Origin of the sequence: Pseudomonas sp. KBW05, from assembly GCF_003852405.1 — a bacterium.
GTDB lineage: Bacteria > Pseudomonadota > Gammaproteobacteria > Pseudomonadales > Pseudomonadaceae > Aquipseudomonas.
In genome coordinates, this window is sequence record NZ_QAJM01000052.1 from 1 (window position 1) to 15,978 (window position 15,978).

Here is a 15,978-nt window from a genome sequence, read left to right on the forward strand (position 1 = left end):
CTACCCCGATGGCAGTGTTGTAGCTGATGGTCGTACGAAACCCGACTTCTTAAAACTCCAAAGCCTACGCACCGGCCGCGCCCGCGAGTGTTTTTCTATCATTCGCTACTACAAATGCCCGGACCGCCGCCCCCAACTATTACCCGAATGGCTCCCCGCCCCCGACAAACCCGGCTTCGGCCGTTACTTCATCGCGGACGAATGGGGCAATGAACTGCCGCGTTACCACTATCGCCTGCTCGGCAAGAGCGGTCAGTCATTCCAGGGCCGGACGGATCCCTCAGGACGCACGCAACCGTTGCCGGACAGCGCCCACCCACCGCTCGAAGTCCAGTTCCCCGAGCGGAAATGGTGACGCCAACTATGCGAACTCAGGCAACCGAGCCCGTTGATACCCAAAAGGACTTCGCCATGTTCTCCCGCATGCCCATGCTGTTATGCGCACTGTTTTTTGGTCTAAGCGGTTGCCGTCAGGACTACAGCCTGTCACCGCCTGCCGACAGTGAAAAGATAACCGTGACAGTAAAGCTGCCTGAGGGACTGAAAAATAAAACCATGTGGGTCATGTATCGTTCGGCCACCTGTAAACACATCGGCACTGGAGCCAGCGGCCAGCGCACCGAGCGAGATGGCTATCACTCGGTTTACAAGGAGTTGGAACGTCAAGGACAGAGTGATCTCTACCAGGTAGAGCTACCAAAAGATGGGGGAGGCGCATGCCGCTGGCACCTGGCGAATGTGACCTTTGGCGTGGAGTATGCCGACCTGACCCGTTTTGGCGAGAACGTGATTTGGGGCGGCGGCGGCGGTGTCGTTGTGATATTCGACCACAATAATTCACCACGGGGTGGGGCGGACTTCATCGTCGATGGGGATCTGAGAATCCGGAAGGATTATTACCCTTGGTTGAGTGAAGCATTTATAGGCGGTTATAAAAAACACATCAGTCTGGCGGGGGAGGGCCGTATATATCTGAAGTACCAAGCGTTGCAGGCTCGCCATATCTATTTCGAGCCCATACTGCATTCGGACTTTCGCGTTTTATCTGCACAACCAAAGGAGATAAAGGAAGGTAACTACACCGCGTTCACCTATCCCGACGGCAGTGTCGTAGCCGATGGCCGCTCCAAACCCGACTTCTTAAAACTCCAAAGCCTACGCACCGGCCGCGCCGGCGATTGCCTTTCCCCCTGGACCTACCACAAGTGCCCAGACCGCCGCCCTCAGCTGTTACCCGAATGGCTCCCCGTCCCGGACAAACCCGGTTTCGGGCAGTACCGCATTGTGGACGAATGGGGGAACAAGTTGCCGACCTATGACTATCGGCTGGTCGGTAAGGATGGCCGAATAAACAAGTGGAAGACGGATGCCAACGGGCTAACCTACCCGGTACCGGAAAGCATGCACCCGTTGCGCGAAGTGGAGTTTCCCTAATGGATAGGATGACGCCGCCCCAGCTAAGCCAGTTTCCACCGTTGGCCACGCCGCCGATCCACGGTGGGAGCTGGCTTGCCTGCGATGGGGCCAAGAAGCTCACCACTGAATTGTCAGCCACCCCCCGGCACATCCGGCCAAAGATCCGCCACCAAAAACAACCGCTCCGCCTCTTCCCAATCCTCACCCACCTGCACCATCCGCACCAACAACTGCGCCGGCGCCATCGGATCAAGTGCTGCCAGCCAGCCTTGCATCTGCGCTTCACTCCACACATCACTCGCACCATAGTGCGCCGGCGCCAGCCATGCATGGCGGGGTAGGGGCTGCCAGCGGCCTGGCGCGCTGGTGCTGACAAAGTCTGGCCAATCCCGTTGATGCAGCCAGCGGCCCCGCAGGTGCTGCGGATGGGCGCCAGCCGGGGCTTGGGCCAGGCCGGGCCAGGGGTAGAGCAAATATCCGCCGAGCCATAAATGTGCGTCGAATTGCTGGATATCCAACGCGGCCAGTGCTTCGCGGCTTTCCGGGCGTGCGGAGATGGGCAGTTGATGCTGGGCCAAGTGGGCCAATTTTCGGTCCAGTCGATCATGGCACCCAGGCCCCAGCCACAAGGCGCTGTCCTGGCCGTTTCCGTCCTGCGGCCCGAGGTAGAGTTTGATCGCCAGTTCCAGGTGATGCACGCCGTCACGGTCGCGCAGGAGCATATCCAGTTCACCGAGGGTATGCCCGCCACGGCGGATGGGCAGGTTGGCGGCCAGCAGCTCCACGCCCGGCGCATGCTGTACGGCGAATTGCCATAACCGCTCGTAATACAGGCCCAGGCGCCGGGTGCGGGACAGGCTTAGCCAGTGTTGCAAGGCGTGGCTGTCTTGATCGAGGTTACGCAGCCAGCGCTCAAGCAAATCCGGCGCTTGTACCCAATCACTGCCCGCCAACGGATGGCGTTGCGCCCACGGTGTTTGCGCGAGCATCGGCGGGGCGAGCATCACCCACGCGAGGTCGCGCACCTCAGGGTGGCGCAACTGGCGGGGCAGGTTGTGCAGATCCGGGAACACAGTCATGGTCCGAGCATAGCCGCTTAAATGTCGTACAGGTGGCTGAGAACCATTGTCATCAAGGCTTCGCGGCGACAAAGGGTTTTGCCTGGGACGGCCTTTCGCCCATAATCGCGGTTTTCCGCCACACCGCACATCCCGCAGGAGCCCCATGGAGCAATTTCGCAATATCGGCATTATCGGTCGCCTGGGCAGTACCCAGGTGTTGGACACCGTCCGCCGGCTGAAAAAATTCCTGCTGGAACGCCACCTGCATGTGATCCTCGAAGATACCATCGCCGAAATCCTCCCGGGCCATGGCCTGCAAACCTCGTCGCGCAAGATGCTTGGCGAAGTCTGTGACATGGTCATCGTGGTCGGCGGCGACGGCAGCCTGCTCGGCGCCGCCCGTGCGTTGGCGCGGCATAATGTGCCGGTGCTGGGGATCAACCGTGGCAGCCTGGGTTTTCTGACGGACATTCGCCCGGACGAGCTGGAAGTCGAAGTGGCCAAGGTGCTCGACGGCCATTACCTGGTGGAAAACCGCTTCCTGCTGCAAGCCGAAGTGCGCCGTCACGGTGAAGCCATCGGCCAGGGCGATGCCCTCAATGACGTGGTGCTGCACCCTGGCAAATCCACGCGGATGATCGAGTTCGAGCTGTATATCGACGGCCAGTTCGTCTGCAGCCAGAAGGCTGACGGCCTGATCGTCGCCACGCCGACCGGTTCTACCGCCTATGCGCTGTCGGCCGGCGGGCCGATCATGCATCCCAAGCTGGATGCCATTGTGATCGTGCCGATGTACCCCCATATGTTGTCCAGCAGGCCCATCGTGGTCGATGGCAACAGTGAGCTGAAAATCGTGGTGTCCAAAGACATGCAAATCTACCCGCAGGTGTCCTGCGACGGGCAGAACCATTTCACCTGCGCCCCCGGTGACACCATCACCGTGAGCAAAAAGGCGCAGAAACTGCGGCTGATCCATCCGCTGGACCACAACTACTACGAAGTGTGCCGCACCAAGCTGGGCTGGGGCAGCCGCTTGGGTGGTGGAGGCGACTGATGCTCGATCCCGCGCGTAGCTACGACCTGATTGGTGACGTGCACGGTTGCGCTCATACCCTTGAGCACTTGCTCGACCAAATGGGTTACCAGAAGATCGGCGGCGTCTGGCGGCATAAGTCGCGGATGGCGGTGTTCCTCGGCGATATCATCGACCGTGGCCCACGCATTCGTGAGGCGCTGCATATCGTCCACGACATGACCGAGGCCGGGCAGGCGCTGTGCATCATGGGCAACCACGAGTTCAACGCCCTCGGTTGGACCACCCTCGCACCCCCCGGCAGTGGCAAGCAGTTTGTGCGTGAGCACAACCCACGGCATGCGCGGTTGATCCATGAAACCCTGACCCAGTTCGAGCACCACCCGGCCGACTGGCACGACTTCCTTGGCTGGTTCTACGACATGCCATTGTTTGTCGATGCCGGACGTTTCCGCGTGGTGCACGCGTGTTGGGATGACGGCTTTATCGCGCCGCTGCGTGCGACATTCCCGGACGGCTGCATTGACCCGCACTTCCTGCAGGCCGCCGCCGTGCCTGGCAGTTTTGCCTGCAACGCCTTTGACCGCTTGCTGCGCGGCACCGATATGCGCCTGCCGGATGGCTTGACGCTGACCGGTGGCGACGGGCTGACGCGCTCGTTCTTCCGCACCAAGTTCTGGGAAGACGACCCGAAAACCTACGGCGACATCGTGTTCCAACCCGACGCGCTGCCTGACCCGGTGGCGCGTACGCCGTTGTCATCGACTGAAAAAAATTCCTTGTTGCGCTACGGCGTCGATGAACCCTTGTTGTTCGTCGGCCATTACTGGCGCAGCGGCAAACCGGCACCGATCCGCGAGAACCTGGCCTGCCTGGACTACAGCGCGGTGCTGTACGGCAAGCTGGTGGCTTATCGCCTGGATCAGGAAACCCGCCTGGATCCGAGCAAATTCGTATGGGTCGACGTTGAGCGCCCCGAGGTTATCCAATGAGTACCGTGGCTGTATTGCGCTTGCCCCTGAGCGTCGACCTGGGCGGTTTCGTCCAACTGTTGCAACGCATGCAAGTGCCCCATCGCGTCAGCGAGGAAGCGGGCGAGCAAGTGCTGTGGGTGCCCGAGACCATCAGTGACGACGTGCGCGTGTTGTATCAGCGCTTTCCCGCCGGTGACCCGGACCAGCAGCTGGACATTCCCGAGCAGCCGCAAGTGCCGGTGACCCGCCCAAGCTTTGTGCAGCAGGTGCGCCACAGTCCGGTGACGGCGTTGGTGTTGCTGGCGAGCATTATCGTTGGCGCCGTGACCTTGCTCGGTGACAACCTGCAAGCCATGGCCTGGCTGACCTTCCTGCCGTTTCGCATCATGGGCGAGTACATCCAGTTCACGCCGCTGGCCGACACCCTCGCGTCGGGGCAGTGGTGGCGGTTGGTCACGCCGATGCTGATCCACTTTGGCATCCTGCACCTGGCCATGAACGGCATGTGGTACTGGGAGCTGGGCCGGCGCATCGAAGTGCGCCAGGGCAGTATCAACCTGCTGGGCCTGACCCTGTTGTTCAGCCTGGTCTCCAACTACGCTCAGTACGCTTACGGCGGCCCGGGCCTGTTCGGCGGTTTGTCCGGGGTGTTGTATGGCTTGCTCGGGCATTGCTGGATCTTTCAATTACTCTCGCCAAACCCGGCCTACCGCCTGCCCCGTGGGGTGCTGGTGATGATGCTGGTGTGGCTGGTGCTGTGCCTGTCGGGCCTGGTCTCGATGATCGGTTTCGGCGAAATCGCCAACGCGGCCCATGTCGGTGGTCTGGCTATCGGTTGCCTCACCGGTTTGCTCGGTGGTTTGTACAACCGCCGCAAAGCTTCTATTTGATAAGGAAGAGCTCATGTCCTCTTTTGCTGAAATGATCGAAAATATCACCCCGGACATCTACGAGAGCCTCAAGCTCGCCGTGGAAATCGGCAAATGGTCCGATGGCCGCAAGCTAAGCGCCGAGCAGCGTGAACTGTCGTTGCAAGCGATGATCGCCTGGGAAATCCAGAACCTTCCGGAAGACCAGCGCACCGGTTACATGGGCCCGCAGGAGTGTGCGTCCAAATCCGAGCCGGTCGCGAACATCCTGTTCAAGTCGGATGCGATCCATTGATTGAGATCGGTCGCGGTGCAGTCAGCAAAATGTCGGCGCAACTCGGTGAGCCGACCGTTCAATATGCGTTCCGCCTGGGCGATGTCGAAGTGCCGGTCAACCCGTTGATCGGCAGCCATATCCGCCTGGAATACCTCGGCGCCATCCATTGCAGCCATTGCGGCCGCAAGACCAAGACCAGCTTCAGCCAGGGCTATTGCTACCCCTGCATGACCAAGCTGGCCCAGTGCGACCTGTGCATCATGAGCCCCGAGCGTTGCCATTACGACGCCGGCACCTGCCGTGAGCCGGGTTGGGGCGAGAAATTCTGCATGACCGACCACGTGGTCTACCTGGCCAATTCGTCGGGGATCAAGGTCGGCATCACCCGTGCCACTCAGCTGCCGACCCGCTGGCTGGACCAGGGTGCCAGCCAGGCGCTGCCGATCATGCGCGTGGCCACGCGCCAGCAGTCCGGTTTCGTCGAAGATGTGTTTCGCAGCCAGGTGGCCGACAAGACCAACTGGCGCGCGCTGCTCAAGGGCGATGCTGCGGCGGTGGACCTCAAGCACGTGCGCGATGAGCTGTTCGCGTCCTGCGCCGAAGGCATCAGCGCCTTGCAGGATCGCTTTGGCCTACAGGCCATCCAACCAGTGACCGACATCGAGCCGATAGAAATCCGCTACCCGGTGGAGCAATATCCCGCCAAGATTGTCAGCTTCAACCTGGACAAGAACCCGATTGCCGAAGGCACGCTGCTGGGGATCAAGGGCCAATACCTGATCTTCGACACCGGCGTTATCAATATCCGCAAATACACGGCCTACCAGCTCGCCGTGCATCAGTAGAAGGATTGCAAGCATGCGCACCGAACAACCGAAGATGATTTACCTCAAGGACTATCAGGCGCCGGACTACCTGATCGACGAGACCCACCTGACCTTCGAGTTGTTCGAGGACCACAGCCTGGTCCACGCGCAGCTGGTGATGCGCCGCAACCCTGAGCGCGGCGCCGGTTTGCCGCCGTTGGTGCTGGATGGCCAGCAACTTGAGCTGTTGAGCGTGAACCTGGCGGACCAGGAACTGACGGCCGCTGACTACCATTTGACCGACAGCCACCTGACCGTGCAGCCCAAGAGCGCAGCCTTCACCCTCGACACCACGGTCAAGATCCACCCGGAAACCAATACCGCCCTGGAAGGCCTGTACAAATCCAGCGGCATGTTCTGCACCCAGTGTGAGGCCGAAGGTTTCCGCAAGATCACCTACTACCTCGACCGCCCGGACGTGATGAGCACCTTCACCACCACGGTGATCGCCGAGCAACACAGCTACCCGGTGCTGCTGTCCAACGGCAACCCGATTGCCAGCGGGCCTGGCGAAGACGGCCGCCACTGGGCGACCTGGGAAGACCCGTTCAAGAAGCCGGCGTACCTGTTCGCGCTGGTGGCCGGTGACTTGTGGTGCGTGGAGGACAGCTTCACCACCATGACTAATCGCGAAGTGGCGCTGCGCATCTATGTCGAGCCGGAAAACATCGACAAGTGCCAGCACGCCATGACCAGCCTGAAAAAATCCATGCGCTGGGACGAAGAAACCTACGGCCGTGAGTACGATCTCGACATCTTCATGATCGTTGCCGTGAACGACTTCAACATGGGCGCCATGGAAAACAAGGGCCTCAATATCTTCAACTCCAGCGCCGTGCTGGCCCGCGCCGAAACCGCCACCGACGCCGCGCACCAGCGCGTCGAGGCCATCGTCGCCCACGAATACTTCCATAACTGGTCGGGCAACCGCGTGACCTGCCGCGACTGGTTCCAGTTGTCGCTCAAGGAAGGCTTCACCGTCTACCGTGACTCGCAATTCTCTGCCGACATGAACTCGGCCACGGTCAAGCGCATCCAGGACGTGGCGTACCTGCGCACTCACCAATTCGCCGAAGACGCCGGCCCGATGGCCCACGCGGTGCGCCCGGACAGCTTTATCGAGATCTCCAACTTCTACACCCTGACCGTGTACGAAAAGGGCTCGGAAGTGGTCGGCATGATCCACACCTTGCTCGGCGCCGAAGGTTTCCGCAAAGGCAGCGACCTGTACTTCGAACGCCATGACGGCCAGGCCGTGACCTGCGACGACTTTATCAAGGCCATGGAAGACGCCAACGGCGCCGACCTGACTCAGTTCAAGCGCTGGTACAGCCAGGCTGGCACGCCACGCCTGGCGGTCAGCGAGTCCTACGACGCGGCGGCCAAGACCTACAGCCTGACCTTCCGCCAGAGCTGCCCGGCCACCCCGGACAAAGTGGAAAAACTGCCGTTCGTGATCCCAGTGGCGTTGGGCCTGCTGGACGGGAAGGGCACCGGCATCGCCCTGCGCCTGGCCGGTGAAGCCACTGCGGGCGACACCTCCCGCGTGATCTCGGTGACCGAGGCCGAGCAAACCTTCACCTTCGTTGACATCGCTGAACAACCATTGCCGTCGCTGCTGCGCGGTTTCTCGGCGCCGGTGAAGCTGAGCTTCCCGTACAGCCGCGACCAACTGATGTTCCTGATGCAGCACGACAGCGACGGTTTCAACCGCTGGGATGCGGGCCAGCAACTGGCCGTGCAGGTGCTGCAGGAGTTGATCGGCCAGCATCAGGCGGACCAGCCGCTGGCGCTGGATCAGCGTCTTGTCGACGCCTTGCGTACCGTGCTGCGCGATGAAACGCTGGATCAGGCGATGGTTGCAGAAATGCTCTCGTTGCCGGGCGAAGCCTACCTGACCGAAATCAGCGAAGTGGCGGATGTCGATGCCATCCATGCCGCACGTGAGTTTGCCCGTCAGCAACTGGCTGAGCAGTTGTTTGACGACTTGTGGCCGCGTTACCAGGCCAATCGTGAGCTGTCGAAGAAAACCCCTTACGTGGCCGCCGCCGAGCACTTTGCCCGTCGCGCCTTGCAGAATATTGCGCTGTCGTACCTGATGCTCAGCGGCAAGCCGCAGGTGTTGGCGGCGGCGCTGGAGCAGTTCGACGCCAGCGACAACATGACCGAGCGCCTCACCGCGCTGGCGGTCCTGGTGAATTCGCCGTTTGAAGCCGAGAAGGCCCAGGCGCTGGCGGTGTTTGCCGAAAACTTCAAGGACAACCCATTGGTCATGGACCAGTGGTTCAGCGTCCAGGCCGGCAGCACGTTGCCGGGCGGCCTGGAGCGGGTCAAGGCGTTGATGGAGCACCCGGCGTTCACGCTCAAGAACCCGAACAAGGTACGCGCACTGATCGGCGCATTTGCCGGGCAGAACCTGATCAACTTCCATGCAGCAGATGGCTCGGGTTATCGCTTCCTGGCGGACCTGGTGATCCAGTTGAACGGCTTCAACCCGCAGATCGCCTCGCGCCAACTGGCGCCGCTGACCCGCTGGCGCAAATACGACAGCGCGCGCCAGGCGCTGATGAAGGCGGAGTTGGAGCGCATCCGTGCCTCCGGTGAACTGTCCAGTGATGTGTTTGAGGTGGTCAGCAAGAGCCTTGCGTAAAACCCATGGCGTTTGACTCACCCCGCGCAGCCTACGAACACGCCATCGCCCAGCAGGGCTTCGTTGCCGACGAAGCCCAGCGTCGGGCGGTGGAGGCGCTGCAAGCCTGCCATGAAGCGCTGCATCAAGGCCGCTCGCCGATCACCGGGGTTTACCTGTGGGGGCCGGTGGGGCGTGGCAAAACCTGGCTGATGGACCAGTTCTACCAAAGCCTGCGGGTGCCTGCGCGGCGCCAGCATTTTCATCACTTCATGGGCTGGGTGCATCAGCGCTCGTTTCAGCTCACGGGTGTTCAGGACCCCTTGCAGGCACTGGCCCGTGAGCTGGCCCGGGAAGTGCGCGTGCTGTGCTTTGACGAGTTGTTCGTCAATGATATCGGCGACGCAATCATCCTGGGGCGGCTGTTCCAGGTGATGTTCGAGGAAGGCGTGGTGATGGTCTGCACGTCCAACCAGCCGCCGGATCAGTTGTACGCGGGCGGCTTTAACCGTGAGCGTTTCCTGCCGGGTATCGCGGCCATCCAGCAGCATATGCGGGTGGTGGCGGTGGATGGCGCCGAGGATCATCGTTTGCACCCAGGCCTGGGCGTGCAGCGTTACTGGGTGAACCAGCCCGATGCGTTGGGCGAGGTGTTCAAGCAATTGACGGAGGGACAGGCTGTGCGCAGCGGGCCGGTCAGCGTTGGCTACCGTTCTATTGTCGCCGTGCAGTCCAGTGATAGCGTGCTCTGGTGTCGCTACGCCGATCTGTGCGAACAACCTCTGGCGGCGATGGATTTCATGCAGTTGTGTGATCGTTTTAGCGCGATCCTACTCGGCGAAGTCCCTAACCTCAGCGCGCAAAAACGCCCTGGGCGCATTGCGCGCGGCACCGAAGATGGTGTCCAGCGTGTCGAGGCGGGTGATCGGGAGTTGCCCGAGTTGTCGGTACACGATGACAGTGTGCGGCGCTTCATTGCCCTGGTGGATGAATGCTACGACCGCAAAGTGCCGTTATTCATCGAGGCCGAGGTGCCGTTGGAGTGCCTGTACACCGAAGGTTATCTGGAGTTTGCGTTTCGCCGCACACTGAGTCGTTTGCAAGAGATGCAATTGCAGCGTTTTGGGGTGTAAGAAAAATCCCCGGCACCTCACTGTTCACGCGTGTTCATGCGCGGAAGCACCGTATTTTCAGGCGGGAATTTGTCGTTAATCTCCTTCATCTATCGCCCGTACCGCGCTTACAATCGTCCGCCTCAAAGGGAGATGACTCCCGTGCAGTCGCTATCGAGGAAGGAAATGGACACCCCAGACATTCTGGTGCTGCAAGCCAGCTATACCAATCCCGTACACGCCGAGGCGATCAGCCTGGTACTCAACCATTACGCCGAAGACCCGATGGGGGGTGGCCACAGCCTGCCTGCCGATCTGCTGCAGCAACTGTCTGGCGAGTTGGCCAAGCGCCCGCATGCATTCAGCGTTCTGGCGTTTGTCGGCGGCGAGCCAGCGGGGTTGGTCAATTGCTTTGAAGGGTTTTCGACCTTTGCTTGTCGCCCCTTGGTCAACGTCCACGATGTGGTGGTGATGAATGCCTTTCGCGGCCTGGGCTTGAGCCAGAAAATGCTGCAGAAGGTCGAAGAAATCGCCCGTCAGCGCGGTTGCTGCAAGATCACCCTGGAGGTGCTCGAGGGGAATGCGGTGGCTCAGTCGGCATACCGTAAGTTCGGATTTGATGATTCGAAGTTTGATCCGGCACACGGACGCATGTTGTTTTGGCACAAGCCTTTGTAAGTGGCCAGTGTTAGAAAGTGCAAAAAAACAAGGCGCCAGATTCTGGCGCCAAGTTACCCTGGTCAAAGGAGCGGCATGACAAAGGGGGGTGACGGGTTAATCAACTTTTCGGTTGTGGCTCGTTGCTGTTTTGAACAGCAGGCACTGTTTTCGGATTCTTCACATTAGCGGCAGCCGTTTGTTCGGCCTTGCTGTTCTGCTGGTCTTGCATGAATTTGAAATTGGCATAGAACTCCCGCGAACGCTCGGCGCCACCTTCAGCAAAGGCGGCGGCAGAGGTCAGGGTCATCAGGCCGGCAAGCATCAAAGTAGAGAGTTTCATCGTCGGTATTCCCATAAGTATTTGATTGGCGTCTGTTCGCTTGATCAGACTCGTGGGGGCGATTATGTGCAGGCATTATTAAGTGAGGCTTAAGTGAGTGACCGCGAAACTTAACGACCTCGTTAAATTTCGCGGCTGCGCAGGCAAGAGGATTTACAGTTTCCAATCCAGGGCCAGCGTAATAGCGCGCGGGTCACCCCAATACACACCATTGTAGAAGCCGACGCGCTCGTAATATTTTTTATCAAATAGATTGTTTACGTTAAGGGATGCCGAAATGTGCTCGTCGAACTGGTAGCGCGACATCAGGTTGACCACGGTATAGGCCTGTTGGGTGATCTTGGCGCGTTCGGTGTTCAGGTAGCCTTCCGTGTCCCGGCCGCCGCTTGGGCGATCGGCGAACTGGTAGAAGTCGCTCTGCCAGTTCACCGCGCCGCCAACGGTCAATCCGCGCCATTCGCCTGGCAGGCGATAGGATGTCGAAACCTTGAGCATGTTCAATGGCACGTTGGTGTTGCTGCGCTGCTTGTCACCGTTCAGCGAGTGGGTGTAGCTGTAGCCCGCCGTGAGGTTCCAGTCCTGCATGACCTCACCTGACACCTCGGCTTCAAACCCCTGGACCTTGCTGCCTTTGCCCCCGGATGTGTAGAACTGTTCGCGGGTGATGGGGTCGGGTTTGGCGGCATTGTCCAGTTCGGCGACGTTGTCCTGGGTGCTCCAGAAATACGCGGCCGCCAGGTTCAGGCGCTCGTTCAACAGGCTGCCTTTAAGGCCGACTTCATAGTTGCTGCCCACCACGGGCTCCAGGTACTTCCTGCTGACGTCACGTACGCTTTGCGGGTTGAAGATGTCGGTGTAGCTGGCGTACACGGTGTACTCAGGCGTGATGTCGTAGAGCAGGCCGGCGTAGGGGGTCCACATGTCGTTGTGGGTTTGCCGGGTTTTTGGTGCGCGGGTCAACTGGAAGTTGGCGTCATACTCCGGCGAGACGCTTTCGATCTCCCAACTGCCATAACGGCTGCCTAGAACGGCGTGCAGTTTTTCGGTGAGGCTCAGGCGTGTCGCCAGGTAGCCGGCTTTTTGTTTCTTGCGCGAGTGCTCGCCTTGCAGGTTGGTGGTGCGGTCGGGGAACTTGGCGATGCCGCCCATGTGTTTCCAGTCTGCGATGTTCTCGTACCCATCCGGTGTTTCAAAACGCTGGTAGGGCGACGAGTCGCGCTGCTCGGACTCGCCGTAACCCACCATCAACTCATGTTCACGGCCTAGCAATGAATAGGTGCCGTTGAGATTCAGATCGACCACATCCATTTTCGACGTGCCCACCATCTGGTTGGTCCAGGCGGTCATGCCGCTGCCATCGGGGTTGGGAAAGCCCGAGCCGCCGTAATACACCTTGCCGTCGGTGTCACTTTGCCGGTGGGTGTAGGCGGCCTTCAGGCGCCAATCCGCAGACAGTTTGTGGTCGATGGAGGCGAAGGTGGTCTTGTCCTTGAGCGGCCAGGAGCTCCAATCGGCCGCCAGGTTGGCCGAGCGTGAGAGTCGCGCCTTGCTGCCGTCGCTGTTCCAATAGGGCAGGGTGCCCCAGGAGCTGCCCTGCACATGCTTGTTCTGGTAGTCAAAACCTACGGCAACCACGGTGTCGTCCGTCAGGTCGCCTTCGAGAATGCCGTAGCCGACTTCCCGTTGCAGTGCGTAGTTGTCGCGAAAGGACTTGCTATCACGGTACGCCAGCACCGTACGCCCGCGCAGCCGGCCGTCAAATGCCAGCGGCCCGCCCACATCCAGGTAGCTGTAGTAATTGTCATGGCTGGCGCCGCTGACGCCGGTCTGGGCTTGCCACTGGGCGGTGGGGCGCTTGCGAATCATGTTGACCGTGGCCGAGGGGTTGCCGGCACCGGTGGTCAGGCCGGTGGCGCCGCGGACCACTTCAATGCGGTCGTAGATGATGGTATCGGCGTCTGACTTCATGCGTCCGAAGGTGTTGAGCATGCCGTCGATCTGGAAGTTATCGATCCCGTAGCCACGGGATGAATAGCCCGCGCGATCCGAGTCCAGATGCTGCACGGTAACGCCCGTGGTCTGGCGCAGTACGTCAGTCAATGTATTGAGATTGAAATCATCCATCTGCTGGCGTGTGACCACCGAGATGGATTGCGGGGTTTCCTTGATCGACAGATTCAAGCGCGTGGCGGTGCTCATCGAGCCCGTGGTGTAGGCGCCGGTATGCTCGGTTGTAGCGCCCAGGCCTTCGGCGGTGATGCTGGTGCTGCCCAGCTCCAAGGCCTTGGCCGGTGTGGGTTCTGGGTCGGTTTCAGCCAGCAGGTCAGGGCTCAGCACGACGCTGAACAGGCCAAGGGTGAAGGTCATGGAACGGGTGAAGGGCGCGAACATCGCGGAAGACTCCTTGTCGTCTTTGCGGCCTTCTCGGTAAGAAAAGGCCATGGCTCAAAGACGAAAGGAGCGAGGGAACTTTAGGGCTAGATGAGAATGATTGTTATCTTTTTGTTACAAACTATCGATTACTTGGCCACCACATCAGTGGGTTCGGCCTTCTTCGGCTTGATCAAACTGAAATCAATCAACGGCTTCTGCTGGCGCAGGTACGGGTTGCCGATCATCTGTGGGCGCGCCTTGAAGCTGTCGCTGACCAGGCTTTTGCTGCGGTCCAGTTCGTCGAAGCTCAGCCCGGCCAGGTCGGCCCAGGTGTGAATCAACTGCGAGCTGCTGTAAGGGCGCTGCAAGTCGCCGGCAAAGCTCCAGTCGTGGCTCTCGCGCCATTTCGGCGAGGCGTAGGCCATGAACGGAATGGTGTACATCGGTGCCGTCGGCTTGCCTTCGTTGCGCCCCAGGGTGGTGTGGCCGGCAGAGTCGAATACGTCTTCGCCGTGGTCCGACAAGTACAGCAGGAAGCCGTTGGGATCGGTCTTGGCGTAATCCTTGATCAGGCTCGACACCACGAAATCGTTGTACAGCACCGCATTGTCGTAGCTGTTGTAGGTCGGCAACTGATCGTCGCTGACCCCGGCCGGTACGCCTTGGCGGTCGGTGAACTTGTCGAAGGTCGGTGGGTAACGGTACTGGTAGCTCATGTGAGTGCCCAGCAAATGCACCACGATGAACTTGCGCTCGGCCGGGTCGGCCAGGGCCTTGGCGAACGGTGGCAGTACGTCGCCATCGTACTGGCGGGCATTCTGGTTGCGGTTGTTGTTGAGGTAGACCTGTTCGTCAGCCTGTTCAGAGAACGTGGTGAGCATGGTGTTGCGCTTGGTCATGGTCTGCTGGTTGGTGATCCAGTAGGTCTTGTAGCCGGCTTGTTTCATCACGCTGACAATGGACGGGGTCTTGAGATAAAGATCCGGGTTCTCTTCGTCAGCAAAAGTGAGGACTTGTTGCAGCGCTTCAATGGTGTAGGGGCGCGGAGTGATGACGTTGTCGAACACCGCCAGTTGGTCGCGCAACTTGTCCAGTTCCGGCGTGGTGTTGCGCGGGTAGCCGTAGAGGCTCATGCGCTGGCGGTTGGTGGACTCGCCGATCACCAGCACCAGGGTCGAGGGTTGGCCTGCCATGGTGTCTTTGAGGTTACGCAGCGGTGGGATCTGGCTGGCACTGTCGAGCATGCCTTGCATATTGTCCAGCTGCTGGGTGTAGCGGTGGTAGGCGACGATCATCTGCCATGGCACCGCCGGCTCGATACGCGCTTCGAAGCGGTCGATGGCATCTTCCATGGTGTCGCTGCGGGCGATCTGCTTGACCAGCGGGTAGCCGACAATCGCGATCACGATGGCAGTGGCCGCCACCAGTGCCTGGCCACGTGGCAGGTACACCGGGCGTACACGGGTCCAGAGGAAAACGGCCAGGGCGGTGTGGGCAATGAACGCCAGCACGATCCACCAGGCGAAGTATTGGGTGGCATATTCGCCGGCTTCAGAGATGTTCGATTCGAACATGATGAAGATGACGCTTTGGGAAAATTCCTGCTGGTAGATGAAGAAATAACCCAGGCCTGCCATGGAACAGGCCCACAGCACCACGCCGATCAAGGCGGCGAACAAACGGGTGTGGCGTGGGAAGACCAACAGGGGCGCGAGCCACAGGGCACTCATGAAGAATGCCTGGCGAAAGCCCGCGAAACCGGAAGTGCCGGTCAGCAGGATAAGCAGTTGGGTAATACCCGAGAAGTACCAGAAAAACAGGAACAGCCAGCCAAGGCCGGCCCAATCAAAGCCTTTCGCAGACTTAGTGCTGCGTTTGAACATCGCCATCCAGCGCTCCAACCCGGTGATTTTTCAGTTGTGTGCAGGAATGCACGCAACAGAGGCCACCCTTGCATGGGGCGGCCCTTGGGGGCTGGAGTATCGGGAAGGGGGTGTGAAAACTTCGTGAGTTTTTTGTAAGGATTGCCTTACAGGGTGCTTAGCGCCGGGATCGAGGCCTGATCGAGCTGGGCTTGCAGGTGCGAGCGCAGGCGCAGGACTTCCTGCTGCAATTGATCGCGCTCATGCTTCAGCTGGCGCAACTCATCGCGACGGACAGTGACGTAGAGGGTCTGTGGAGGGCGGGTCATCTGTGCTGTGCTCATTGCTTGCCTCGCAAATAGCCGGTAGATCGCGGTGCCAGAACGCTTGATTCGAGGTTCTCGGCATCAGTCGGAAGCAAGTCTGAATTCTTTTTTGCGGCAAGGGAACTTTTTTATTTTTGATGGTCGTGTGACTTTCGCTGCCGTGATGGTGAAACGATGGCT

The 15,978-nt window shown here is 60.0% G+C and carries 14 protein-coding genes and 1 pseudogene; 10 read left to right on the forward strand and 5 right to left on the reverse strand.

The genetic code is table 11. The features are described from left to right. Nucleotides 1-355 (forward strand): annotated as a pseudogene (locus DBR46_RS28980) (hypothetical protein); the annotation flags it as partial. Between the two features lie 56 nt (nt 356-411). Further along, nucleotides 412-1,434: a hypothetical protein gene (locus DBR46_RS28985; protein ID WP_124529675.1), complete on the forward strand. Its 1,023-nt coding sequence runs from the start codon at nt 412-414 to the stop codon at nt 1,432-1,434. A 113-nt stretch (nt 1,435-1,547) separates the two neighbouring features. On the opposite strand, the gene DBR46_RS28990 is transcribed toward DBR46_RS28985, so the two are convergent. Further along, a complete protein-coding gene (locus DBR46_RS28990) occupies nt 1,548-2,495 on the reverse strand; it encodes a DUF1853 family protein (RefSeq protein ID WP_124529677.1) in 948 nt (315 codons plus the stop codon). Between the two features lie 145 nt (nt 2,496-2,640). Here DBR46_RS28990 and DBR46_RS28995 point away from each other — a divergent pair, with 145 nt between their 5' ends. The 8 genes from DBR46_RS28995 to DBR46_RS29030 all read left to right on the forward strand — a co-directional run bounded on the left by DBR46_RS28995 (nt 2,641) and on the right by DBR46_RS29030 (nt 10,915). Next, nucleotides 2,641-3,531: an NAD(+) kinase gene (locus DBR46_RS28995; RefSeq protein WP_003217892.1), complete on the forward strand. Its 891-nt coding sequence runs from the start codon at nt 2,641-2,643 to the stop codon at nt 3,529-3,531. Continuing rightward, nucleotides 3,531-4,502 (forward strand): metallophosphoesterase, encoded by a 972-nt coding sequence (locus DBR46_RS29000; protein WP_124529679.1) that lies wholly within the window; start codon nt 3,531-3,533, stop codon nt 4,500-4,502. The genes DBR46_RS28995 and DBR46_RS29000 overlap by 1 nt, the downstream gene beginning before the upstream one ends. After that, on the forward strand, nt 4,499-5,374 hold the full coding sequence (locus DBR46_RS29005) for a rhomboid family intramembrane serine protease (RefSeq protein WP_124529681.1): 876 nt from the start codon (nt 4,499-4,501) through the stop codon (nt 5,372-5,374). The genes DBR46_RS29000 and DBR46_RS29005 overlap by 4 nt, the downstream gene beginning before the upstream one ends. Nucleotides 5,375-5,387: 13 nt before the next feature. Beyond that, complete coding sequence (locus DBR46_RS29010; RefSeq protein WP_124529683.1) at nt 5,388-5,648, forward strand: YeaC family protein; 261 nt, start codon at nt 5,388-5,390, stop codon at nt 5,646-5,648. Beyond that, a complete protein-coding gene (locus DBR46_RS29015) occupies nt 5,645-6,475 on the forward strand; it encodes a DUF2797 domain-containing protein (protein ID WP_124529685.1) in 831 nt (276 codons plus the stop codon). Before DBR46_RS29010 ends, DBR46_RS29015 begins: the two co-directional genes overlap by 4 nt. Nucleotides 6,476-6,488: 13 nt before the next feature. Beyond that, entirely contained in the window at nt 6,489-9,146 is a 2,658-nt protein-coding gene (gene pepN, locus DBR46_RS29020; RefSeq protein WP_124529687.1) for an aminopeptidase N, read from the forward strand. Between the two features lie 5 nt (nt 9,147-9,151). After that, complete coding sequence (gene zapE, locus DBR46_RS29025) at nt 9,152-10,258, forward strand: cell division protein ZapE (RefSeq protein WP_124529688.1); 1,107 nt, start codon at nt 9,152-9,154, stop codon at nt 10,256-10,258. Between the two features lie 165 nt (nt 10,259-10,423). Next, on the forward strand, nt 10,424-10,915 hold the full coding sequence (locus DBR46_RS29030; RefSeq protein ID WP_124529689.1) for a GNAT family N-acetyltransferase: 492 nt from the start codon (nt 10,424-10,426) through the stop codon (nt 10,913-10,915). Between the two features lie 100 nt (nt 10,916-11,015). Here the strand turns inward: DBR46_RS29030 and DBR46_RS29035 are convergent, their stop codons facing one another. The 4 genes from DBR46_RS29035 to DBR46_RS30400 form a co-directional block, all read right to left on the reverse strand. Next, nucleotides 11,016-11,237, reverse strand: coding sequence for a hypothetical protein (locus DBR46_RS29035; RefSeq protein ID WP_124529691.1), 222 nt, complete (start codon nt 11,235-11,237; stop codon nt 11,016-11,018). 153 nt (nt 11,238-11,390) lie between these two features. Continuing rightward, nucleotides 11,391-13,628, reverse strand: coding sequence for a TonB-dependent siderophore receptor (locus DBR46_RS29040; protein WP_124529693.1), 2,238 nt, complete (start codon nt 13,626-13,628; stop codon nt 11,391-11,393). A gap of 128 nt (nt 13,629-13,756) precedes the next feature. Continuing rightward, nucleotides 13,757-15,499 carry a phosphoethanolamine transferase CptA gene (locus tag DBR46_RS29045; RefSeq protein ID WP_124529695.1) on the reverse strand — a complete coding sequence of 581 codons (1,743 nt, stop codon included), beginning with the start codon at nt 15,497-15,499 and terminating at the stop codon, nt 13,757-13,759. Nucleotides 15,500-15,639: 140 nt separating this feature from the next. Continuing rightward, nucleotides 15,640-15,816, reverse strand: coding sequence for a DUF6026 family protein (locus DBR46_RS30400; RefSeq protein WP_256659418.1), 177 nt, complete (start codon nt 15,814-15,816; stop codon nt 15,640-15,642). Nucleotides 15,817-15,978: the final 162 nt, after the last annotated feature.